Origin of the sequence: Microbacterium sp., from assembly GCF_047606385.1 — a bacterium.
Taxonomy (GTDB): domain Bacteria; phylum Actinomycetota; class Actinomycetes; order Actinomycetales; family Microbacteriaceae; genus Microbacterium.
The window spans coordinates 1-21085 of the sequence record NZ_JASGEL010000095.1 but is presented as its reverse complement, the minus strand read 5'-3'; the positions used below and the strand labels follow the sequence as shown (position 1 = coordinate 21085).

The following is a 21085-nucleotide window of genomic DNA, read 5'->3' as shown; positions in this document are numbered from 1 at the left end:
GGGCCTACTTGCGGATGGTGAGGATGCCGGCCGGCAGGGGCGTTCCGCGCCCCTGCTCGACGGCACGCAGGTACAGCTGCTCGGCCAGCACGATGTCCTGGAAGCCGCTGCCGGTGGACTTGTAGATGGCGATCCCGGTCTCCGGCCGGCGGGCGCCGCCGCCCAGCAGATCGTGCAGCGACACGGTGATCGCCTCCGGCTCGTGGCCGGCGGCGCGGGCCGCGATCATGTCGCCCGAGTCGTGCAGCACCTCCGCCGGGGCGTCGGCCACGACGATCGCGGCGCGGCCGACGAGGGCCGGGTCCAGTTCGATCTGCGTACGCGTGGTCGAGCCGACGGAGACGACGGTCGCGTTCTCGTCGACCCAGTCGGCGCGCAGCGTCGGGGTCTCGTCGCGCGACCGGGCCGCGCACAGCACGAGACCGGCGCCGCGGACAGCCTCCTCCCCCGCCACGACCGGCGTGACCGGGATGCCGAGCTCGGCGGCCAGCTCGTCGGCGAACCGTTCGCGGTTGGCCGCGGTGGGACTGGTCACCCGCACCGCCTCGATACGAGCGACCCGCGCGGCGGCGCGGAGCTGCGCTCGGGCCTCGAAGCCGCTGCCGACCACCGCGGCCGTCACCGACCGGTCGGGCAGGAGCGCCGTGAGCGCGGCGGCCGCGGTCGCCGCCGTCCGCAGGCCGGTGATGCGGTTGCCGTCGATGAGCGCGGCCAGTCGCGAGTCGTTCTGGTCGAACAGCGTGATCAGGTAGCCGGCCAGGCCGGCGCGCAGGGACGCGGCGATCGTCTTCGACCCGGCGAACCGGCCTCCGGCCGGGGCCGAGACCATGACCCGCTGCCAGCCGCCGTCCGTCACGGCCACGGCCCGCTCCGGCGTGCGGGCCGGCTCATCGGGCCGGGAGTACGCGGCGCGCAGCGCGGCGATCGCGCCGTCCCAGTCCGCGAGCGCCGCGACGTCCTCGTCGGTGAGCAGCAGCGTCGGCGGATCGGCGTGGAACCCGTCGTCGGTCATCGTCGCACCTGCATGCCCTGCTCGCGCAGCACGTCGGCGAGGATGCCATCGCCCACCGCGCGCTCGCCGCGCATGGCCAGGTACGACTCCAGCAGGTGCTGCCGGGTGGCCTCCGCCGCTGCGGCGGCATCGCGCCGGCGGCACGCGTCGAGGATGACCCGGTGGTAGGCCTCGGCGAACGGGGCGCGCACGTCGAAGTGCAGCCGCAGGCGGTCGGCCTCCGCGCCGAGCGACGAGATCAGCCGCTCCAGCACCGGGCTGTCCGCCGCGGCGTAGAGCACGCCGTGGAAGGCGCGGTTCACGTCGTTGAAGACGCCCTGCGAGAAGTCGGCGTCCCCGCTGCGCGCGTCGAGCTCGTCGAGCAGCCCGGTCATGCGCTGCACGTCGGCATCCGTCAGCCGCGGCGTGCCGAGCAGCGCGGCGCGGCCCTCCAGATCGATGCGCAGGGCGGTCACCTCCTCCAGGCGTCCGACGTCGACGCCCGCGACCACCGTGCCGCGATAGGGCTGACGCACGACGAGCCCCTGGGTCTCGAGCTGCAGGATGGCCTCGCGCACCGGGGTGCGGGAGATGCCGAGCTCGGCGGCGAGGGTCGCGACGTCGATGCGGCTGCCGGCGGCGAGGTCCCCCGTCACGATCCGCTCGCGCAGGATCGTCACGACCTCGTCGGTCATCCGGCGCGGGGTGAGTTGTGCCATGGACAACAAATATCCAATATCCGACATCCGATCGACCCCCGCGGGACCATGGCAGCTATCGCCCGGACGGATGGACGACGTCCAGGATCTCGCCGTACGCTCGCCACGTCGGCGCATGTCCGCGCGCCGGCAGGCAAGGGAGCAACGCATGGCCATCGCGACGATCAATCCGTTCACCGGGCAGACCGAGCAGGAGTTCGAGCCGCACGACGACGCCGAGGTCGAGCGCCGCATCGCGGCCGCGCAGGCCGCGTTCGAGACGCTGCGATCGACGACGTTCGCCCAGCGCGCCGAATGGATGCGCGAGGCCGCGCGCCTCCTCGAGGAGGACGTCGAGCCGCTCGCGCGCCTGATCACGATCGAGATGGGCCGGCCCATCAAGGCGGCGCGCGCCGAGGTGCTCAAGTGCGCCAAGGGACTGCGCTACTACGCCGACCACGCCGAGGAGTTCCTCGCGCCCGAGGAGCTGGCCGACCCGTCGACGGTCGGCGCCTCCGCCGCCGGCACGGTCTACGCGCCGATCGGCGTCGTGCTCGCCGTCATGCCGTGGAACTACCCGCTGTGGCAGGTGCTGCGCTTCGCCGGGCCCGCCCTCATGGCCGGCAACACGGGCCTGCTCAAGCACGCCTCGAACGTGCCGCAGGCGGCGCTGTACCTCGACACCCTGTTCGAGCGCGCCGGCTTCCCGGAAGGCGCGTTCGGCACCCTCCTGATCCCCGCCGCACGCGTCGAGGCGGTGCTGCGCGACCCGCGCGTGAAGGCGGCGACGCTCACCGGCTCCGAGCCGGCCGGCCGTTCGCTGGCCTCGATCGCCGGCTCCGAGGTCAAGCACGTCGTGCTCGAGCTCGGCGGCTCCGACCCCTTCGTCGTGCTGCCCAGCGCCGACGTCGAGAAGGCCGCGGCCGTCGCGGCGTACGCCCGCAACCAGAACAACGGGCAGTCGTGCATCGCCGCGAAGCGCTTCATCGTCCACACCGACGTGTACGACGAGTTCACCCGGCTGTTCGCGGAGAAGGTCGCGGCGCTGGCCGTCGGCGATCCGCTCGACGAGTCGACCGACATCGGGCCGATCGCGACCGAGTCGGGCCGCGACGAGTTGGAGGCCCAGGTCGCGGATGCCGTCGCCAAGGGCGCGACGGCGGTCGTCGGCGGCTTCGTCCCCGACCGCGACGGCTGGTTCTACCAGCCGACCGTGCTCACCGACGTCACCCCCGAGATGCGACTGCACCTCGAGGAGGCGTTCGGTCCGGTCGCGACGGTGTACCGCGCCGCCGACCGCGAGGAGGCCCTGCGCATCGCGAACGTCACCACCTTCGGGCTGTCATCGGCGGTGTGGACCACGGATGCCGAGGAGCAGGAGTGGTTCATCCGGAACCTCGACGCCGGTGCCGTGTTCATCAACGGCATGACCGCGTCGTACCCGGAGCTGCCGTTCGGCGGTGTGAAGGACTCCGGCGTCGGCCGTGAGCTGGCCGCTGCCGGCATCCGCGAGTTCTGCAACCTGAAGACGGTGTGGCGCGGCTGACCCCCGCCCCGCGCAGCAACGGCGTCAGGGCAGGACGACGATCTTGCCGGGGGCGTGCGAGCCGTCCACGGCGGTGAAGGCCGCGACCACCTCGTCGAGCGGATAGGTCGCGGCGACGGGGAACACGAGCCGGCCGGCGACGACGTCGTCGGCGAGCTCGAGGAGGTTCTCCGGGGTGCGGGCGGCACGCTCGGCGTTGTGGACGCCGAGCTCGTCGACCGCCGCATAGGCGGCGATCGCGACCATCCGGTCGGCCGGGACGCCCAGCTGCACGCCGGCGTCCAACGCGTCCCGTCCGTGCGCGTCGATGACCGCGGTGACCTGGCCGAGCCCGGCCACGCGGTCGGCCAGGCCCTCGCCATAGGTCACCGGCTCCACGCCGACCGAGCGCAGCAGCTCGTGGTTGCGCTCGCTCGCCGTGCCGATCACCCGTGCGCCCGTCGCGACGGCGAGCTGCGCGGCGACGAAGCCCACGCCGCCGGCGGCACCGCCGACGAGCACCGTGTCGTCCTCGCCGATCGGGATCGTCGCCAAGCAGGAGACCGCGGTGAGCCCGGCGACCCACATGCCGCCGGCGACCTCGACCGGAAGGGCCTCGGGGCGCTTCGCGAGCTCGGACGCGGACGCCACGACACGCTCGGCGATCGCGCCGCCGGCCCGGCCGAAGACCTCGTCGCCGACCTGGATGGCGGTGCCGTCGCCGTACACGGAGCCGTCTCCGACCGCCGCCACGGTGCCGGCGACGTCGCCGCCGATGCGGCGCGGGAACGGGGCGTCGGACGGGATGAAGCCCGCCCGCATCTTGCTGTCGAACGGGTTCAGCCCCGCGGCCCGCACGCGCAGGAGGACGTGTCCCGGCTGCGGCTGGACGTCGGCGACCTCGCCGACGTAGAGGACCTCGGGCCCTCCGGTCCGGTCGTACAGGGCGGCGCGGCTCATGCGGTTCTCCTCGCGGTTCTCGGCTGTGGTGGGGACGTCAATCGTTATCGTACGAGCGGTGGATCTGCTCGGGCTCGAGCTGGACCGCCCATCCCTCGATGGTGCCCGCGTTCTCGTACTCCTCGATCTGCAGGATCTGACGTCCGCGTTCGACGGTCTGCTCCATCGCCGCGGTGACGAAGGCGTAGACGTTCAGCCACGCCGACTCCTCGTAGGCGATGCCCTCGAGCACCAGGACGTTGGCGTCGACCACGGCGCGCGCGTTCATCGCGGCCCGCGGCGAGGTGGTGGTGACGGCGCGGGCGCCGTTGACCTTGTTCGCGGCGACGACGCCGGCCAGGGCCTCTTCGACGACCAGGACGCCGAAGGCGTCGACGCCGGCATCCTGGTCGGTGACGACGAGCTGGCCGACCCGGACCGCGTAGACCGGGTAGTCGTCGCCCGGGTCGGGCTCGTCCGCGCCGTGCCATTGCGCGTCGAAACCGGCGGCGAGCGCGCGCTCGTACAGGTCGCGCCCGAGCTCGTGGCCGCCGTGGTCGGCGGCGAAGTGGATGCGGGTCATCTGCGAACCTTTCTCAGGGGCGGAAGCGGTCACACCGGCGGGGCGACGAACAGGCCCTTGTCGATGTCGTTGAACGACTCCCGGGCCACCAGCTCGCTCATCTCCTGCGCGGTGCCCCACTGGTCCTGGGTCGAGAGGTGGCTGATGTCGTGCCGGTGCGCCTCCCACGAGTCGTCGTCGACGATCGCGAGCTCGGTCGTGTACTCGATCGTGTTGCCGGCCGGGTCGAGGAAGTAGGCGAACGTGTTGTCGCCGGCGTTGTGGCGGCCGGGACCCCAGATCATGCGGGTGCCGGCGCGGAGGATCTTGCCCGATCCCCGCATCCACTCCTCGATGCCGCGCATCTCGAACGACAGGTGGTGCAGCGAGTGGTGCGGGCCCACCGCGATCGCGATCGAGTGGTGGTTGGCGTTGCAGCGCATGAAGTGCATCATGTCGACGCCGTCGGGGCGCACCAGCGAGTCGGAGATCGTGAAGTCGAGGTGGTCGATGTACCACTGCGCGGTCGTGTTGAGGTCGGCGGAGTTGAAGACCATGTGCGACAGCTTCGAGGGGATCGGCTCGCGCTCGCGGATCTTGCGCGCCTCGCGCGTCTGGTAGCCGGTCGCGAACTCGAGGACGCGCCCGTCGCCGTCGAACACGCGGAACCCGTAGCCGCCGCTGAAGCCGGTCAGCTCCTGCGGCTCGTGCACGAACTGCACGTCCTCCGCGTGGAGCTTGGCGGCCAGGGCGTCAACGTCGGCGCGGTTGCGGACGCCGAACCCGGCGAGGTCGACGCGCTTGTCGTCGCGACGCAGCCGCAGGATGAACGGCTCCGTCGAGCCCTCCGCGGCCAGGTAGCTGAGGCCGTCCTCGGCATGGACCTCGGTCAGCCCCCAGTGGTTCACGAAGAAGTCGCGCTCCACCTCGAAGTTGGGGACGGCGAGCGCGCCGTAGCGCAGATGGGACACGAGCCGGTCAGTCATCATCGACCTTTCTTGCTGACGACGGAACGCATGGTATGCGATCCCCCGAGAGTAAACGCCGCGGTGCCGGACGGCCATGCTCCGCCCGGATACCATGCATCTGTGGGCAGCGGCGACCCGGATCTCAACCTCCTGGTGGCGCTGCGCGCGCTCCTGGAGGAGGCGAACGTCACGCATGCCGGCGAGCGCATCGGGCTGGGGCAGTCGACGATGTCGTCGGCGCTGGCCCGCCTGCGCTCCCAGTTCCAGGACGAGCTGCTGGTGCGCATCGGCCGGGACTACGAGCTGACGCCCCTCGCCCGGCAGCTCCTGCCGCAGGTCCAGCTCGCCCTGCCGCTGATCGCGCAGGCGCTCGGACAGGAGGAGGCGTTCGAGCCCGCCACCAGCAGACGCCGCTTCACCCTGCAGCTGACCGACTACTCCGCGATGGAGCTGCGGCCGCTGTTCGCGCTCGCGAACGAGCTGGCCCCCGGCGTCCGCTTCGACTTCCTCCGCCTGCCGGTCGAGCCGACGGATGCCGACCGCGACCTGCTCGCGAACGACTTCGTCGTGCTGACACCGGGAACGGGCATCGAGGTCGACAGCATCCCGCTGCTGCATGACGAGTACGTCGTCATCGCCGACCGCGACAACCCCGTCGTCGCCGGCGGCGAGATCTCCCTCGACGACTTCCTGGCGAGCCCGTTCATCCGCTGGGAGTTCGGTCGTACGCACATGACGCCCGCGGAGCGCCGCATGCGCGAGCTGGACCTCCACCCGCGGGTGCGCGTGACGGCGGGCACCATGCTGGCGGTGCCGCTGATCGTGGGCGGCACGGATCTCATCGGGGTCGTGCCCAGGCGGCTGATCGCGCAGGGGGGCGCGTCCACGCACACGGTCACCGTGCCCACGCCCTTCCCGACCATCGAGCTGATCCTGCGGCTGTGGTGGCATCCCGCCCATGCGCACGACCCTGCGCACGCGTGGTTCCGCGATCTCGCGGCCCGGGCGGTGTCCTCGGGGCTGCTCCCCGCTTGATAGCGCGATAGCTGGCATCGCGAACGGCCAGTGGCGGCATTCCTCGCGCGGCCATAGCGTCAAGCGGTGGGTGCGAGGACGCATCGTGTAAGCAGAAGCAGGGGACGAGGATGTCGATTCGGAACGTACTCATCGTCGGCGGCGGTTTCACCGGGCTGACGGCGGCGATCGCGCTCGCGCAGCGCGGGGTGGAGCACATCACCCTCGTCGACCGCGCGCAGGCCTGGGCCCGCGTCGGCCACGGGCTGACGATCCAGGGCAACGCGTTGCGGGTGTTCAAGGAGCTGGGCGTCATCGACGAGGTGCTCGCGGTGGGTCAGGCCGAGAACGCCGTCACCCTCTACTTCGCCGACGGCCGCGTCATGGCGGAGATGCCGACGCCGCGCACCGGCGGCGACGACCTGCCGGCCACGATCGGGGCGCTCCGTCCCGATCTGCACGAGATCCTGGTCGCCAAGGCGGAGTCGCTGGGCGTTCAGATCCGGCTCGGCACGGAGCTGGTCTCCTACGAGAACCACGAGGACTCCGCGACGTCGGTGCTCTCCGACGGCACGACCGAGACGTGGGACGCGATCATCATCGCCGAGGGCATCAAGTCGCCCACCCGCCCGAAGCTCGGCATCACCGAGGACCGGGCCCCCAGCGGTCTGGGCATCTGGCGCGCGGTGACCTCGCGCCTGCCGGAGATGACCGGCGGCATCGCCTACCCCTTCGACGACAGCGGCGCCTACAAGGTGGGCTACACCCCGGTCAGCGCCGACCAGTGCTACGTCTTCGTGCTCTGCCCGCCGCAGCGGATCGACAACGGGCTCGAGGGCTGGCAGGAGGTCAAGCGGCTGATGGCGAACTTCCACGGCCAGTTCGACTACCTGCGCGAGTCGATCGGCCCGGACACGTTCCTGAACTTCCAGGAGATCGAGTGGATCTTCGTCGAGGGCCCGTGGCATCAGGGCCGGGTCGTCGCGCTCGGCGAGGTCGTGCACGCGGTGCCGCCGCTGATCGCGCAGGGCGCGGCGCAGTGCGTCGAGGACTCGCTGCTGTTCGCCGAGTACGTGACGGCCGAGGGCGACTGGGAGACGCAGCTGGCGGAGTTCTACGCCCGCCGCATCCCCCGCATCAAGGGGGTCGTCGACGCCTCGCTGCAGCTCGCCGACTGGGAGCTGCACCCCGGCACCCCGGATGCCGATCCCGGTCGAGTGATGGGCCAGGCCCTCGCAGCGCTGGTGCCGGCGCCGTGAGCGAGCCGGAATCGCTTTCGGTGCCCCGCCGCGTGGTGACGGGACACAACGCGGACGGCGTCTCGGTGGTCGTCTCGGACGGCCTCGTGCCGGTGCACCGGTTCATGCCGCAGGACGGTGTCGGCTTCTACGAGGTGTGGCAGACCGAGGGCGCTCCCGCCCCGATCGTGCCGGACGAGGGCGACCCCACCGTGGGCTCGATCCGCGTGCCTCCGCCCGTGCGCGGCACCAAGATCCGCATCAACGAGTTCTTCCCCGGCCATGTCGGCCCCCAGGGCCGTCAGTCCCCCGTGCACCGCACCCAGTCGGTGGACTACGGCATCGTGCTGGAGGGCGAGATCGTGCTGATCCTCGACGACAGCGAGGTGACGCTGAAGGCGGGCGACATCGCGATCCAGCGGGGCACGGATCACGCCTGGGCCAACCGGACCGATCAGGTGTGCCGGATGGCCTTCATCCTCATCGACGGCGAGTTCACCCAGGAGCTGCTCGACGTGCTCCCCGAGGACGTCCACGCCGCGCTCATGACCCATGGGCCGCACGACGGCCCCGGCGGCGCACACGCCGAGAACGGAGCATCCGAATAATGCATGTCGACCACGTCGGACTCTCGGTCGCAGACCTGGACGCGCAGACCGCCTGGTACCGGCGCGCATTCGGGTTCGACACCGCCAACCCGTTCGAGATCCCCCCGGTGGGGCTGCGCGGGGTGTTCCTGCTCGGACCCGACGACATCTCGATCGAGCTGCTGGAGCGGAAGGGCTCGACCCACCCCGAGCCCGGCAAGAACCCGCCCGACGCGCTGCTGCAGCAGGGCTGGGCGCACCTGTGCCTGCGGGTGGAGGACGTCGACGCCACCTTCGCGCACCTGGTCGAGATCGGTGCCGGAGTCATCACGCAGCCCGGCCCGGCCCCCGAGCCGGGCGTGCGCTATGCGTTCCTCACCGACCCGGAGGGCAACTTCATCGAGCTGCTCGACCGCGAAGGGCCGGTCTCCGCATGAGCATGTCCCACTTCCGCGCGGTTGATGTCCCACTTTCGCGCGGTATGACCCCCATTTACCGCGCCGAACTGGGACATGGCCCGAGAGAGGTCGCGGCATGAGCGAGGTACGACTGCCGGGTCTTTCCGGCAACCTGTTCGTGGTCACCGGCGCGGCCGGCGGCCAGGGCGCGAAGGAGGCGCTGCTGCTGGCGGCGAACGGGGCGGACGTCGTCGCCGCCGACGTGCGCGACGAGGCCCCCGAGCTGCTCGCCGCCGCGGCGAACCTGCCGGGCAGCGTGACCTACCGCCGCCTCGACGTCACCGACGAGGACGGCTGGCAGGCGCTCGCGGACTCCCTCGACGGCCGCGCCGTGAAGGGTCTGGTCAACAACGCCGGCGTCACCCAGCGCACCCGCATCGGCCAGGTCGTGCGGGCCGACTGGGACCGCGTGCTCGCCATCAACGTCACCGGTGCCATGCTCGGCATCCAGGCGCTGCTTCCGCTCCTGGGCGAGGGCTCCTCGATCGTGAACATCGGCTCGGCGGCCGGCGTGACCGGCCATTACACGGCGGCGTACACGACCAGCAAGTGGGCGATCCGCGGTCTCACCCACACCTGCGCGACCGAGCTCGGCCCCCGCGGCATCCGCGTCAACATCGTGCACCCCGGCTACATCCGCACCGAGATGACGGCGAACGCGCCGGCCGCGTTCCTCGACGCCAACATCGCCGTCGCTCCGCTGCATCGCGGCGGCGAGGCGGAAGAGGTCGCGAACGTGGTCGTCTTCCTGCTCTCGGATGCCGCGTCGTACGTCACCGGCGCCGAGATCGGCGTCGACGGCGGCCAGCTTCTCTCGGGCGTCGCGACGTTCCTGTCCGACGCCGTCCGTTCCGAGACCTCCTGAGGAGATCCCATGTACATGTACTTCCCCACCAACTACGTCTGGAGCATGTCCGTCGTCGCGACCCTCAACAACGGCGGTCTCATCGACGACGTCGACAAGGCGTCGCGTCCGGTGCTGGAGGCGTCCGAGCACGGCGACGACGTGGGCACCGAGCTGCTGTACGGATCCTGGCAGGCCGTCGCCGACCGGCTCCTCGCGGCCGCCGAGGCCGACGAGGCGCGGGGGTGGAAGAAGGGCGCGGCCGACAAGTACTACCGCGCCGCGCTGTACACGTCGCAGGCCGAGCGCCTGCAGTCGCCCAAGTGGGAGGGCCGCAAGGCCGCCTACCAGAAGTCGATCGACCTCCTGCTCACGCACGTCCGGCTCGGCGACGTGCCGCTGACGACCGTCGACATCCCCTACCACGGCGACGACGCGCCGGAGGGCTCGGCGCTGCCGGGCTACTTCTACCACGCGCCCGGCGAGGGCCCCCATCCGCTCATCGTGATGTGGAACGGCCTCGACTCCACCAAGGAGATGATGTACACCTCCGGGTTCCCGCAGCAGCTCGCGGCGCGCGGCATCTCGACGCTCATGATGGACCCGCCCGGATCGGGCGAGGCGCTGCGCATGCGCGACCTGCGCGCCCGCTACGACACCGAGGTGTGGGCGGCATCCACCCTGGACTGGATCGAGGAGAACGCCGCGGACCTCGGCGTCGACACCGCGAAGATCGGCCTGGTCGGATGGTCGCTGGGCGGCTACTACGTGCCGCGTGCCGCCGCGTTCGAGAAGCGCATCGCGCTGGCGGTCGCCTGGGGCGCCAACTACGACTGGGCGGCCGTGCAGGAGGCCCGGCGCAACCGCGAGGGCGAGAACCCGGTGCCGCACTACTGGGACCACGTCTACTGGGTCTTCGGCGCCACGGATGCCGACGACTTCCTCGCGAAGACCAAGGACATGCGCCTGGAGGGCGTCGTCGAGAAGATCACGGTGCCGTTCCTCGTGACGCATGGCGAGGGCGACCGCCAGATCCCGGTGAGGTACGCCCACGACGAGTACGAGGCGGCCGTGAACTCCCCCAAGCGCGAGCTGCGCATCTTCACGCAGGAGGAGGGCGGCGCGGAGCACATCGGCCTGGACAACATGCCGTACGTCGGCGAGTTCACCGCCGACTGGATCGCCGAGACCTTCGCCGAGATCGGCTGACGCCCGGCGTCCACAGACCCGCCGGGCCCGACGCACTTCGTCGGGCCCGGCGCACCACTTCCGCGAGGAACCGTGCCCCGCTTCGTCGATCCCGACGCCCTCCTCGCGCCGCCGGGTCCGTACTCGCAGGTCGTGCGGGCCGGGCAGCTCGCGTTCGTCTCCGGCCAGGTCGGCGCCGACGCCGACGGGACGCTGGTCGGACCGGGGATCGCAGCGCAGTGCACGCAGGCGCTCGCGAACGTCGGGGTCGCACTCGAGGCGGTGGGGCTGGGCCTCGGCCACGTCGTCAAGCTGACGATCTTCGTGGCCTCCGCCGACGACCTCGAGGAGCTCGTGCCGCACATGGACGAGCTGTTTCCCCGCCTGTTCCCGGCCGGATTCCCCGCCAGCTCGCTCGTCATCGTGCAGCGGCTGTTCGGACCCGACCTGCGCATCGAGATCGAAGCCGTCGCGCACGAGTGACGCGCCCGAGCACCGGGGAGAGCAGATGACAGAACTCGACCACGTCGGCCTGTCGGTCGGCGACCTCGACGCGCAGAGCGTCTGGTACGCGCAGGCGCTCGGGCTGACCGCGCTGCCGCCGCTGGCGAACCCGGCGCTGGGCGTCCGCACGCAGTATCTGGTGGACGCCGACGGCTGGGCCCTCGAGCTGCTCGAGCGCGCGGGCTCCGCACCCGGGCTGCAGGCGACGAGCCCGTCCGACGCGATCCTCACCCGCGGCTACGGGCACATCTGCCTGCGCGTGGCCGACGTCGACGCCGCATACGGACGTCTGCTCGACGCGGGTGCCGCCCCGATCGCGCCGCCCGGCGCTTCGCCCATGTCAGGCCTTCGTCTCGCGTTCGTCGCCGACCCGGAGGGCAACCTGATCGAGCTGCTGGCCCGGCCGGAGCCGCTCGCCTGAGCGCTCGCGCGGGGGCCCCGATCGCCGAAATCGGGCGGCTCGGACACGTCTCTCCAGGTGTTCACCTTCTGAACCGCCCCGCGACTCAGAAGGTGAACACCTGGACAGGCATGCGTCCGCGGCGGCGGTATCGTTCGGCAGGCACGTCACCATCCGATCGTGACGAACTCCCGCGAATGCGCAGGACGATCGATCTCGTCGAGCATCGCTCGTGCGCAGTCCCCGTAAGAGATCTGGCTCACGTCGAAGAACCGCCAGGACGAGTCATCCGTCGTGACCAGCTGCTCGTCGGTGCGGGTGCGATAGGTTCCACGATCGGCCAGGTGCACCTGCATCCGGGCGGCCGGCACGAACGTCACCCAGTCGGGCCGGGTCTCGCCGCGATAGACGTCCCAGGCGGCGTGGACGCTCTGGTAGAAGTGCCGCGTCGTCTCCTGGAAATAGTCGGTGTCGACGAGGTGGATGCCGTGGGCGGTGAGCGCCCCGGCGCTGCCCACCAGACCGATGAGACGCGGGACTCCCGCGTCTCGTGCCGCGCCGAAGACTCGCCGCACCTGTTCCGGATAGTCTTCCGGGTGCTGCAGGCTGGGCGGGAAGACCAGGACCACGGCGTCCACGCCCGCGAACTCCCGAACGAGGGTCTCGTGGTCGTCGTCGGAGGCGTCGACCGCGCGAGCCCGCGCATCTGGCGTCGACCGGGTGATCGTGCGAGAGAGCGCCGTGACGCCCATGTCGCGGTCGAGCGCCTGTCCGACGAGGGCGCGTCCCAGGTTCCCGCTGGCCCCGATGACGGCGATGCGCGTCATGCGTATGCCGCCGTGAGCAGCACCCGTGAGTGCGCCGGGTGCTCGATCTCGTCCACGAGCAGCACCGTGAAGTCCTCCATCGACATCCGGCTCGTCTCGGCGAACGCTCCGGATGCGCCCGCCGAGGTCACGAGGGTGCCGACAGCGACACGCCACGCCCCGGTGTCCTCGCCGTAGGGGAAGAGGTCGGCGGGCGGGGCGACGACGAGCCAGTCGAGGTCGACCACGGCGGAGAACAGATCCCGTTGCGCCACGAAGACCTCCTCGAGTTCGCGGAAATAGGGGTTCGGCGGGTCGGCCTGGAGCATCGGCCGGCCGTCCGGCGCATCCAGCGCCTTGTAGTTGCCGACGGCGACCAGGCGACCGACACCGCCGGTACGGCATGCCGCGATGACGGCTCGGCTCTGACCGAGGTACGCCTGCGGATCCTCCCTCGTCGGCGCGGTGGCCAACACGACGACGTTCGCACCGGCGACGGTGTCGGCCATCGCCTCGGCGTCGCTCGCGTCGGCGACGACGGTGCGGAGCGGCAGTCCGCCCAGGACGTCCCGCTGCCTGCTCGCACGGCGGTTGACGCCGGTCACCGCGTGGCCGTGTGCCACGAGGCGCGCCACGACGCGCTTGCCGATCCGCCCGGTCGCGCCGACGACCACGATACGCCGCGGCGCCGCGGCGTCACGCTCAGCCATCGCTCTGAGCGACCCGGGCGCCGGTGATCCAGCCGACGATCGCGTCGTTGTCCGTGTCGGCGGTCGCGACCTCGGCCACCTTCCTGCCCCGGTTGAGCACCGCCATCCGATCCGCGCATTCGAAAGCGAGCGGCAGGTCGTGAGTGACGAGGACGATCGCCACGCCCTGTTCGTTGAGGTTCTCGATGAGCCGTCGCACCATCAGCTTCTGCTCATACCCGAGCGCCGCAGTCGGTTCGTCCATCAGCAGTACACCGCCGCGTTCCCCGGCCACCCGTACTGCTGCTCGAGCCAGTGCGATCCCCTGCCGCTGACCCCCTGACAGCATCTCCACCGGGCGCGTCAACGAGGAGATCTTCACGCCGAGTCGCGCGACCTCTTCGCTCGCCTGGACGCGCATGCGGCGCTTGTCGACGAAGCCCAGCCATCCGAGCGGGCCGCGCCGGAGCGGCTCACGCCCCAGGGTCAGGTTGACGGACGCGTCGAGCGCGTCCACCAGCGCGAGATCCTGATAGACCATCTCGATGCCGGCGCGGACGGCATCCGCCGGCGAATGGAACTCCACGCGGTCGCCCCCGACACGGATCTCGCCGCCCGACGGACGATGCGCGCCCGACATCACCTTCAGGAGGGTCGACTTGCCTGCGCCATTGTCACCGAGCAGCGCGACCGTCTGTCCACTCTCGACCCGAAGGCTCACGCCGTCGAGAGCCCGCACGAATCCGTAGTGGACGCTGATCTGCCGCAGGTCGAGTGCCGGGGCGGTCACTTCGCCATCACCGCCTTGACGCGACCGCCGCGCTGTGCGACCACCCGCTGCGAGATGGCTCGAGAGAGCAGCAGCTGCGCGGCGAGGGCGCCGACGAGCAGGAGCCCGGTGATCACCGTGGTCCAGTACGGCTGCACGTTCTTGATGACCAGGACGCTGGAGATCGAGGCGATGATCAGAGCACCGATCAGCACCTTCGGAAGGCTGCCACGACCGCCGGCGAGGGACACGCCCGACAGCGCCACGGCCGTGAGCCCGGTGAACAGGACGCTCGACCCGGCGGCGGGCGACGCCGACGTGGTCGACGCGGCCGTCACGACTCCGCCGAGGGCGGCCAGCATGCCCGAGAGGGCGAATCCGAGGACGCGGTAGCGACCGGCAGCGACACCCGAGCGGCGCAGGGCCTCGGGATTGCCGCCGGCCGCGAGCATCCGGATGCCGTCGCGGGTCTGGGTCAGGAAGACGGTGCCGAGGATGAACACGATCGCCATCACCCACACGGGGGCCGGCACCTCGAGGTAGCGGTCCGTGCCGAGGAAGGACAACGACTTCAGTCCGCTGACCGGGACGCCGCCGCTGATGACCGCTGCGACGCCCGTCGCCACGGACAGCATCCCGATCGTGACGGCGAGCGGGTTGATGCCGCGCACGGTGAGGACGCCGTTGCAGACGCCGACGACCAGGCCGAGCACCAGCCCGAGGATCACGGCGATCCATGCCGGTGTTCCGGCGACGACCAGCTTCCCGGTCACGACACCGCCGAGGGCGGCGACGCCGGGAACCGACAGGTCGAGGGAGCCCGACAGGATGCCGATGGCGATCGCGGCGGCGAAGATCGCCGAGACGGCCGCCGCGTTCAGGATGAGCACCGCGTTGGTGAAGGTCCCGAAGACCGGAGAGCCCCAGATGGAGAACGCGACCGCGAGCACGACGAGCAGCAGCACGATGCCCCATTCGCGGACGAAGACGAGTCCGGAAAGGCCCTGGGGCGACGCGTCGGACGCCGCCGGCGCAGCGGTGCTGTGCAGCGGTCCCTGTTCGATTGCGGGGCCGGGGTCGGCGTGGAGGGTCATTTGGTGGTCACCGTGATCGGAGTGGTGAGCTGGACGCCGTCGGCCGTCGGATCCGCGGCCATCTGGACGAGCAGGTCGACGTTCTGCGTGAGGTCTCCGGCGAAGTCGACCGCGGCGATCGCATACACGTCGCCGGAGGATACGGCGGCCAGCGCCTCATCGCCGCCACCGCCGCCGACGATGCACATCTGGGAGGGATCCTTGCCCGCCGCCTGGAGGGCGGAGATCCCGCCCAGCGTTCCCTCGTCGTTGACGGTGATGAGGACGTCCGCATCCGGGTTGGCCTGGATCGCGCTGGCGACCACGTTCTGCGATGTCAGTCGATCGTTGTCGCCGTTGGCCTCGTTCACGATGACCGTGTCCGGCGACTCCGCGGCCAGCGTGTCCTTGATCCCGGCGATCATGTCGGCATCCCCGGTGCTGCCGGCGGGCGCCGTCACGAGCAGCGCGGTCGCCGAGCCGCCGAGCCGGTCCGCCACGCACGCGGCCACCTGCTCGCCGATCGACTCCCCGTACTTCTCGTACGACAACGTGCTGAACGAGACTCCGGGTTCGACACCGTCGAGACCGTAGTCGCCGGGCAGCCCGTTCGCGAGCACCGGGATGCCCTTCGTCTGCGCGGCGGTGATGACCTGCGCCATCGACGGGCCGTCATTCGCCATGAACCACAGGGCGTCGATCTGACCGTTCTCGATCCACGCGGTCGTCTGCTGCACCTGGAGGGCGGCATCGTTGTTCGGATCGGCGATCAGCACGGTGTCGCCCATCGACTCCGCGTAGGACTGGACGCCTGCCGCGAGCGACACCAGGGCCTCCGCCGATTGGTTGAACGGCGAGAATCCGATCGTGATCGGCGAGCCGTCGCTCCCCGACGCGACAGAACCCGCCGACGTCTCGTTGGAACTACAGGCCGCCAGCATCGCGATCGCTGCGACGGCAGCGACGGACCCGGCGGTCAGTCGCCATGACTTCTTCGTCAACACAGGAACTCCCTTGTCTTGGTGATCTCGGCCGGTGCACGTCCCTCGCATGTCGGTCACGCGCACCTCGCGGAAGAACCGTCCCGCGGCCGCGGGGAGTTCCGGAAGTGCGCTGATCCCATGCGTGGTATGGCCGCCACTTATAATTTGAACCACGTGGTTTATTTTTTCAATGCCTACAGTACTCACATGGAGAACGACGCACCCGAGGCGCAGCGACCGCGTCGCTACGCGAAGGGCATCGAACGGCGCCACGCGATCATCGATGCGGCATCGAAGCTCTTCGGCGAACGGGGATACCGGGCGGTCTCGCTCAGAGAGATCGCCGCCGCGAGCGGGACGACCCACTCGACGCTGATCCATCACTTCGGATCGAAGGACGAACTGCTTCAGGAGGTGATCACGCGGCGCGACGAGGAAGTGGCGACCCAGGTGAGCGCTCTGACCCCCGGCGAGATCGCCGACGCACTGATGGCGGCGACGCGACGGAACTCATCGGAGGCCGGCATCGTCGCCTCGTTCGCGACGGCGGCGGCCGAGGCGACCGATCCGGATCATCCCGCACATCAGCACTACAAGGAGCGCTACTCGAAGGCCCGCAAGAGCCTGAGCGATTCGCTCGTTCAGGCGAACGTCGACCTTGCCGGCGGCATCTCGGCCGGGCAAGCAGCGGCCCTGCTGTTCGCGGTCGAGGACGGCCTGCAGATCCAATGGCTTCTGACCCCGGACGAGATCGACATCCTGGAGCTGACCGACCGCTTCATCCAGCTGCTGTTCGGTCCTCGCGCAGAACGATCCGAGCCGGATTCCCGATGAGGACGTCGACCGACCGGAGGCATGGCGCCGGTCGCCGAGACCCGAGCATCTGCGCACGTGCGACCGCCGAAATCCGGCGGCGCAGACACGCCTCTCCGGTTGCTCACCTTCTGAACCGCCCTGCGAATCAGAAGGTGAATAAACGGGACGGGGTGCGTGATCGGCGTCGATCAGATACGCATCAGAGCGCAAGCCCACCGTCGAAAGCCTGACCGCCCGAGTACGCGCGCGGAAGTCGCACTCGGGCGTCGTGCGCGTCGCCCGTCAGCCCAGCGGAGTGCGCCCCTTCGCCCGTGCGGCACGCTCGGCATCCGCGAGGATCTCGGAGTCGAAGTACTCCTGCTGCAGGACGACGGCGCCGTCCCGCACCCGGATCAGGTGCACGAACGACTGCGGATAGGGCTCGCCGAGGAACCGCGCCTCATCGACCATGCGGCTGGTGACGACGAACAGCTCCGGGTCCACGCACTCGTGGATCACGAGGTCGCGGTGGACGACGTTCTCGAACATCCCGGCGTTGTTCACCGTGTTCGCGACGATCTCGTCCCGTCCCTCCCACCGGGTCTTCGGCAGCCCCGCGGGAGCGAAGGGCAGCTCCTTCACACCGTCGGGGTGCCAGAGCGCGATCCGCTGCTGGGGATCGTCGAGGTTCGAGGCGAAGAACGCCTCGATGACGGCTCGGTTCTGTGCGCGCAGCGCGGCGTCCTCGGTCATCTCAGTCCTCCGCCAGCTCCGCGGCGGCCTTCCGCGCCCCGCGGACGGCGATCGCGACGCTCATGAGCGTGGGGTTCATGGTGTTCGCGGTCGGGATGAGACCGTTGCCGCCCACGAGCAGGTTGTCGTACCCCCAGACGTGCGACCACGGGTCGGCGACCGACGTGCCGTCATCGAGCGCTCCCGTGCGCATCGTGCCCATGTAATGCAGGCTCGACCCGTTCGGCAGCAGCCGGGGTCCGGCGACGAACGTGCCCAGCGCGTTCGCGGCGCGGCGCAGCCGCTCCTCGCCGGCCGCGATCTCGACGTCCTCGGCATCCGTGAGCTCGTACTCGATCGTCATGTTCGGGAAGCCCCGCCAGTCCAGCTCATCGGCGGAGAAGCTCACCCCGTCCTCGACGCGCGGGCGCTTGCGCATGCCGTAGCCCATGTTGACGTATCCCCAGCGATTGCCCGCGGCGGGGTGGGCGGGGTCGAGCTGGAACGGCGGGTTCTCGGCGTACATCACCTGCAGCGAGAACGGGTGGTCGGGCTCGGAGAAGGGGATGCGGTTGACCGCCGCGACCGGATCGACCGGGTTCTGCGCACGCCGCGCCAGCTCGTCCGCCAGCTGCTCGTCGGTGACGAGGCCCGCCATCCTCTCGCCGTCCAGCGCCACCGTGCAGATCACGACGTGGTGCTCGGTGAGGTAGCGGCCGAGAGCGGCCGGACGGATGCCGCTGGCCCAGAGCAGCTGCGGCGATCGGAACGCGTCCGCCGCCACCACGACCAGGTCCGCCGGGAAGAACGACGTCTCGTGCGTGCGGAGGTCCTCGATCGTGACGCCGGTGACGGTCCGGCCGTCGTGCTCGATCCGGCGCACGAGGGTCAGATCGCGCAGCTCGAACCGGGACGCCTCGTCGGTCGCGGGGTCCAGCAGCGGCCCGAGCACCATGTCGGCGCCGGCCCACACCATCGAGCCGTCCGGCTGCGGGTCGCCGGCCACCGGCAGGGTGCTCGGCCCGTAGCCCTCGGGCAGCTCCGCACCGAACTCGTCGGTCAGCAGCGCCCGGATGGCGGTGCCGATCGGCGAGTCGCTGAACGCGTCGGCGCGATGGTGCAGCAGCCGCTCGGCCGTCGAGACGAGGTCCTCCCACTCGTCGTCGCCGATGAAGTCGATCTTCTCGCTGAACGAGGGGCGCGGGATGGCGCAGGTCCAGTGCGCGCCCATGCCGCCCACGTTGTTCGACGCCGCGGCGGCCGGGAACCGTCCCGCGTGCGCGGCGCCGTCGCCGCCGAAGTCGAGCAGGAACGTGCCCTCGCGGGCCGTGAACATCCCCTCGACGACGACCCCGGCGGGGATTCCGAGCGACTCGCGGTGCGTGCCGGACTGCGGACCCTGGCTCATCTCGCGCGCGCGGGCCTTCTCATCCGGGTCGGCGATGTTGCGCACGCTGGAGCCGGCCGGTGTGGTCACCTGCGGCCCCGCCTCGAACATGACGACCCGGGCGGTCGGATTGCTCTCGAGGATCACGCGGGCGTAGGCGGACCCCACGGGTCCGCTGCCGACGACGACGGCGACGGGGTTCTCGGGCATGTCTCTCCTTCGAGTGGGCTGGTTCTCAGATCGCGGAGGCGGATGCCTCGAGCGGGACGGGCTCGGCGTCGGGCAGACGCTCTCGCCGAAGCGTCAGCGCGGCGAGGAGGCCGAGCCCGTAGACGACGGCCATGCCGACGAAGATCGGCGAGAACAGGTCGTGGTACAGGCTCGCGATCCGGGCCTGCACCTCCGGCACGGCGGCATGGACGGCCTGCGGGGTGAGCGTCGCCGCGTCCAGCGCCGCCGGAAGGCCCGCTGCCACCCCGGCGCCCACGACGCCGCCGATGACCGCGGTCGCGACCGTGGACCCCACCTGGCGCACCAGGTTGAGGGATGCCGTCACGGCGCCGAGCTGGTCCCGGGGTGCCGCGGACTGCACGACCGCGTAGACCAGGTTCATGAACGCCCCGGTGCCGAGGCCGACCACGGCCATGATCAGCATGGGCACCCAGAGCGGCGCCCCCACCGGCAGCATCGACATCGCCACGAGCCCGACTGCGGCCAGCGCCGTGCCCACGATGGGATAGGGACGGTAGTAGCCGGAGCGGCTGACGAGGAATCCGCTGACGAGGTTGCTCACCAGCATCCCCATCACGGTCGCGATCGGCACGAGCCCCGACACGGTCGCGCTCGTGCGGTAGGCCATCTGGAAATAGGTCGGCAGGTAGCTGGTCACCGCGAACAGACCGATCCCGATGACGGCCGACAGCGCCAGCCCGGCGGCGACCGTGCGATGCCGGAACAGCGTGAACGGCAGGATGGGCTCCGCCGCACGCCGCTCGACGACCACGAGCGCGGCGAACCCGGCGACGGCGAGGCCGAGCGCGACGACGGCTTCGACCGCGAGACCGGTGTCGCCGAGCCAGGTCACCCCGAGCACGAGCGCGACCAGCGTCAGGGTGAACAGCACCGCGCCGGGCACGTCGAAGCGCGGGCGCGCCCGCGCCGGGATCCGCGGGACCGCCACCAGCACCAGGGCCAGGGCGACCAGCCCCACCGGCACGTTCAGCCAGAACACCCACGGCCAACCCCACAGGTCGGTGATGACGCCGCCGAGCACCGGCCCGACGACGATCGCGACCGGGAAGGCGGCGCCGATGACCGCCATGTAGCGCGGGCGCTCACGCGGGGTCGTGACCTCGGCGATGATCGTCTGCGACATCAGCTGGAGCCCTGCCGAGCCGACGCCCTGCACGACCCGTCCGGCGATGAGCCATCCCATGTCGGACGCCATGCCGCAGACGAAGGACGCGGCCACGAAGGCGACCAGGCAGGCGATGAAGACCCGGCTGGGTCCGAGCAGATCCCCGAGCTTGCCGAGCACGGGCAGCATGACGGTGGCGGCGAGCGTGTAGCCCACCACGATCCAGCTGAGCTGTTCGAGCGCCCCGAGCGAGCCGGCGATCGTCGCGAGCGACGTGGAGACGACGGTGTGGTCGAGGGCGCCGAGGAACGAGACCGCGAGCAGGGCGGCGACCAGGAGGCGAAGACGGAGAGCAGACAGGAGCATACGTGGATTCCCGTGCGACCGGGCGTCGACGCGACGAGGTGTGCCGCTGCGGCGGCTGTGCCGAGCGAACGGGCTGGACCAGCCCCGACGTCCGCTTCAGTCTACCCCACTTCTGCCTGATTTCAACTAAAGGGGGAGCGGGGCCCCTGCGGGCCGCGCCTCAGCGCCGCCGCGCGCGCGACCGCTCCCGGGCGCGCGGGATCGGCGGCGCG

Annotated in this window: 23 protein-coding genes; 10 read left to right on the top strand and 13 right to left on the bottom strand. The window is 70.9% G+C overall.

Features of this window, described 5'->3' with window-relative positions:
• Positions 1-4 precede the first annotated feature (4 nt).
• Both QM626_RS09380 and QM626_RS09375 read right to left on the bottom strand, forming a co-directional pair.
• Complete coding sequence (locus QM626_RS09380) at positions 5-1012, bottom strand: hypothetical protein (protein ID WP_415076320.1); 1008 nt, start codon at positions 1010-1012, stop codon at positions 5-7.
• Positions 1009-1710 (bottom strand): GntR family transcriptional regulator, encoded by a 702-nt coding sequence (locus QM626_RS09375; protein ID WP_415076318.1) that lies wholly within the window; start codon positions 1708-1710, stop codon positions 1009-1011. The genes QM626_RS09380 and QM626_RS09375 overlap by 4 nt, the downstream gene beginning before the upstream one ends.
• A gap of 148 nt (positions 1711-1858) precedes the next feature.
• On the opposite strand from QM626_RS09375, the gene QM626_RS09370 reads away from it, so the two are divergent.
• Positions 1859-3235: an NADP-dependent succinic semialdehyde dehydrogenase gene (locus QM626_RS09370; protein WP_415076316.1), complete on the top strand. Its 1377-nt coding sequence runs from the start codon at positions 1859-1861 to the stop codon at positions 3233-3235.
• A gap of 24 nt (positions 3236-3259) precedes the next feature.
• On the opposite strand, the gene QM626_RS09365 is transcribed toward QM626_RS09370, so the two are convergent.
• Genes QM626_RS09365 through QM626_RS09355 form a run of 3 tightly spaced genes read right to left on the bottom strand, consistent with a single transcriptional unit; the run spans position 3260 to position 5704 of the window.
• Entirely contained in the window at positions 3260-4174 is a 915-nt protein-coding gene (locus QM626_RS09365) for an NADP-dependent oxidoreductase (RefSeq protein ID WP_415076314.1), read from the bottom strand.
• Between the two features lie 37 nt (positions 4175-4211).
• Complete coding sequence (locus tag QM626_RS09360; RefSeq protein ID WP_415076312.1) at positions 4212-4736, bottom strand: RpiB/LacA/LacB family sugar-phosphate isomerase; 525 nt, start codon at positions 4734-4736, stop codon at positions 4212-4214.
• Between the two features lie 29 nt (positions 4737-4765).
• Positions 4766-5704 carry a VOC family protein gene (locus tag QM626_RS09355; RefSeq protein ID WP_415076310.1) on the bottom strand — a complete coding sequence of 313 codons (939 nt, stop codon included), beginning with the start codon at positions 5702-5704 and terminating at the stop codon, positions 4766-4768.
• A gap of 99 nt (positions 5705-5803) precedes the next feature.
• Here QM626_RS09355 and QM626_RS09350 point away from each other — a divergent pair, with 99 nt between their 5' ends.
• From QM626_RS09350 to QM626_RS09315, 8 genes are all read left to right on the top strand, one after another.
• Complete coding sequence (locus QM626_RS09350; protein WP_415076308.1) at positions 5804-6718, top strand: LysR family transcriptional regulator; 915 nt, start codon at positions 5804-5806, stop codon at positions 6716-6718.
• 110 nt (positions 6719-6828) lie between these two features.
• A complete protein-coding gene (locus QM626_RS09345; protein ID WP_415076306.1) occupies positions 6829-7956 on the top strand; it encodes an FAD-dependent monooxygenase in 1128 nt (375 codons plus the stop codon).
• On the top strand, positions 7953-8543 hold the full coding sequence (locus tag QM626_RS09340; protein WP_415076304.1) for a cupin domain-containing protein: 591 nt from the start codon (positions 7953-7955) through the stop codon (positions 8541-8543). Before QM626_RS09345 ends, QM626_RS09340 begins: the two co-directional genes overlap by 4 nt.
• Positions 8543-8959, top strand: coding sequence for a VOC family protein (locus QM626_RS09335; protein ID WP_415076302.1), 417 nt, complete (start codon positions 8543-8545; stop codon positions 8957-8959). The genes QM626_RS09340 and QM626_RS09335 overlap by 1 nt, the downstream gene beginning before the upstream one ends.
• Positions 8960-9056: 97 nt before the next feature.
• Positions 9057-9845 carry an SDR family NAD(P)-dependent oxidoreductase gene (locus QM626_RS09330; protein WP_415076300.1) on the top strand — a complete coding sequence of 263 codons (789 nt, stop codon included), beginning with the start codon at positions 9057-9059 and terminating at the stop codon, positions 9843-9845.
• Positions 9846-9854: 9 nt separating this feature from the next.
• Complete coding sequence (locus QM626_RS09325; protein ID WP_415076298.1) at positions 9855-11033, top strand: alpha/beta hydrolase family protein; 1179 nt, start codon at positions 9855-9857, stop codon at positions 11031-11033.
• Between the two features lie 72 nt (positions 11034-11105).
• Entirely contained in the window at positions 11106-11495 is a 390-nt protein-coding gene (locus QM626_RS09320) for a RidA family protein (RefSeq protein WP_415076296.1), read from the top strand.
• A gap of 25 nt (positions 11496-11520) precedes the next feature.
• Complete coding sequence (locus QM626_RS09315) at positions 11521-11937, top strand: VOC family protein (protein ID WP_415076294.1); 417 nt, start codon at positions 11521-11523, stop codon at positions 11935-11937.
• 146 nt (positions 11938-12083) lie between these two features.
• On the opposite strand, the gene QM626_RS09310 is transcribed toward QM626_RS09315, so the two are convergent.
• From QM626_RS09310 to QM626_RS09290, 5 genes are read right to left on the bottom strand one after another with little or no spacing between them, the layout of a single operon-like run.
• Positions 12084-12743, bottom strand: a complete 660-nt coding sequence (locus QM626_RS09310; RefSeq protein ID WP_415076292.1) for an NAD(P)-dependent oxidoreductase — start codon at positions 12741-12743, stop codon at positions 12084-12086.
• Positions 12740-13432, bottom strand: coding sequence for an NAD(P)-dependent oxidoreductase (locus tag QM626_RS09305; protein ID WP_415076290.1), 693 nt, complete (start codon positions 13430-13432; stop codon positions 12740-12742). Before QM626_RS09305 ends, QM626_RS09310 begins: the two co-directional genes overlap by 4 nt.
• Positions 13425-14201 (bottom strand): ATP-binding cassette domain-containing protein, encoded by a 777-nt coding sequence (locus tag QM626_RS09300; protein WP_415076288.1) that lies wholly within the window; start codon positions 14199-14201, stop codon positions 13425-13427. Before QM626_RS09300 ends, QM626_RS09305 begins: the two co-directional genes overlap by 8 nt.
• Positions 14198-15274, bottom strand: a complete 1077-nt coding sequence (locus QM626_RS09295; RefSeq protein ID WP_415076286.1) for an ABC transporter permease — start codon at positions 15272-15274, stop codon at positions 14198-14200. Before QM626_RS09295 ends, QM626_RS09300 begins: the two co-directional genes overlap by 4 nt.
• Entirely contained in the window at positions 15271-16257 is a 987-nt protein-coding gene (locus tag QM626_RS09290; protein WP_415076284.1) for a sugar ABC transporter substrate-binding protein, read from the bottom strand. The genes QM626_RS09295 and QM626_RS09290 overlap by 4 nt, the downstream gene beginning before the upstream one ends.
• Before the next feature lie 126 nt (positions 16258-16383).
• Between QM626_RS09290 and QM626_RS09285 the strand changes: the two genes are divergently transcribed.
• On the top strand, positions 16384-17070 hold the full coding sequence (locus tag QM626_RS09285) for a TetR/AcrR family transcriptional regulator (RefSeq protein ID WP_415076282.1): 687 nt from the start codon (positions 16384-16386) through the stop codon (positions 17068-17070).
• A 264-nt stretch (positions 17071-17334) separates the two neighbouring features.
• Here the strand turns inward: QM626_RS09285 and QM626_RS09280 are convergent, their stop codons facing one another.
• The 3 genes from QM626_RS09280 to QM626_RS09270 are packed head-to-tail and all read right to left on the bottom strand — an operon-like array spanning position 17335 to position 20873.
• Positions 17335-17784, bottom strand: coding sequence for a nuclear transport factor 2 family protein (locus tag QM626_RS09280; protein ID WP_415076280.1), 450 nt, complete (start codon positions 17782-17784; stop codon positions 17335-17337).
• Between the two features lies 1 nt (position 17785).
• Positions 17786-19360: a GMC oxidoreductase gene (locus QM626_RS09275; protein ID WP_415076278.1), complete on the bottom strand. Its 1575-nt coding sequence runs from the start codon at positions 19358-19360 to the stop codon at positions 17786-17788.
• A 25-nt stretch (positions 19361-19385) separates the two neighbouring features.
• Positions 19386-20873 (bottom strand): MFS transporter, encoded by a 1488-nt coding sequence (locus QM626_RS09270; protein WP_415076276.1) that lies wholly within the window; start codon positions 20871-20873, stop codon positions 19386-19388.
• Positions 20874-21085 lie beyond the last annotated feature (212 nt).

Coding starts and splice junctions, on each gene's coding strand:
- QM626_RS09345 (WP_415076306.1), top strand. CDS start 6,829: ATGTCGATTCGGAACGTACTCATCGTCGGCGGCGGTTTCACCGGGCTG.
- QM626_RS09295 (WP_415076286.1), bottom strand. CDS start 15,274: ATGACCCTCCACGCCGACCCCGGCCCCGCAATCGAACAGGGACCGCTG.
- QM626_RS09280 (WP_415076280.1), bottom strand. CDS start 17,784: ATGACCGAGGACGCCGCGCTGCGCGCACAGAACCGAGCCGTCATCGAG.
- QM626_RS09370 (WP_415076316.1), top strand. CDS start 1,859: ATGGCCATCGCGACGATCAATCCGTTCACCGGGCAGACCGAGCAGGAG.
- QM626_RS09330 (WP_415076300.1), top strand. CDS start 9,057: ATGAGCGAGGTACGACTGCCGGGTCTTTCCGGCAACCTGTTCGTGGTC.
- QM626_RS09305 (WP_415076290.1), bottom strand. CDS start 13,432: ATGGCTGAGCGTGACGCCGCGGCGCCGCGGCGTATCGTGGTCGTCGGC.
- QM626_RS09380 (WP_415076320.1), bottom strand. CDS start 1,012: ATGACCGACGACGGGTTCCACGCCGATCCGCCGACGCTGCTGCTCACC.
- QM626_RS09355 (WP_415076310.1), bottom strand. CDS start 5,704: ATGATGACTGACCGGCTCGTGTCCCATCTGCGCTACGGCGCGCTCGCC.
- QM626_RS09285 (WP_415076282.1), top strand. CDS start 16,384: ATGGCCGCCACTTATAATTTGAACCACGTGGTTTATTTTTTCAATGCC.
- QM626_RS09335 (WP_415076302.1), top strand. CDS start 8,543: ATGCATGTCGACCACGTCGGACTCTCGGTCGCAGACCTGGACGCGCAG.
- QM626_RS09325 (WP_415076298.1), top strand. CDS start 9,855: ATGTACATGTACTTCCCCACCAACTACGTCTGGAGCATGTCCGTCGTC.
- QM626_RS09360 (WP_415076312.1), bottom strand. CDS start 4,736: ATGACCCGCATCCACTTCGCCGCCGACCACGGCGGCCACGAGCTCGGG.
- QM626_RS09315 (WP_415076294.1), top strand. CDS start 11,521: ATGACAGAACTCGACCACGTCGGCCTGTCGGTCGGCGACCTCGACGCG.
- QM626_RS09375 (WP_415076318.1), bottom strand. CDS start 1,710: ATGGCACAACTCACCCCGCGCCGGATGACCGACGAGGTCGTGACGATC.
- QM626_RS09365 (WP_415076314.1), bottom strand. CDS start 4,174: ATGAGCCGCGCCGCCCTGTACGACCGGACCGGAGGGCCCGAGGTCCTC.
- QM626_RS09275 (WP_415076278.1), bottom strand. CDS start 19,360: ATGCCCGAGAACCCCGTCGCCGTCGTCGTCGGCAGCGGACCCGTGGGG.
- QM626_RS09310 (WP_415076292.1), bottom strand. CDS start 12,743: ATGACGCGCATCGCCGTCATCGGGGCCAGCGGGAACCTGGGACGCGCC.
- QM626_RS09270 (WP_415076276.1), bottom strand. CDS start 20,873: ATGCTCCTGTCTGCTCTCCGTCTTCGCCTCCTGGTCGCCGCCCTGCTC.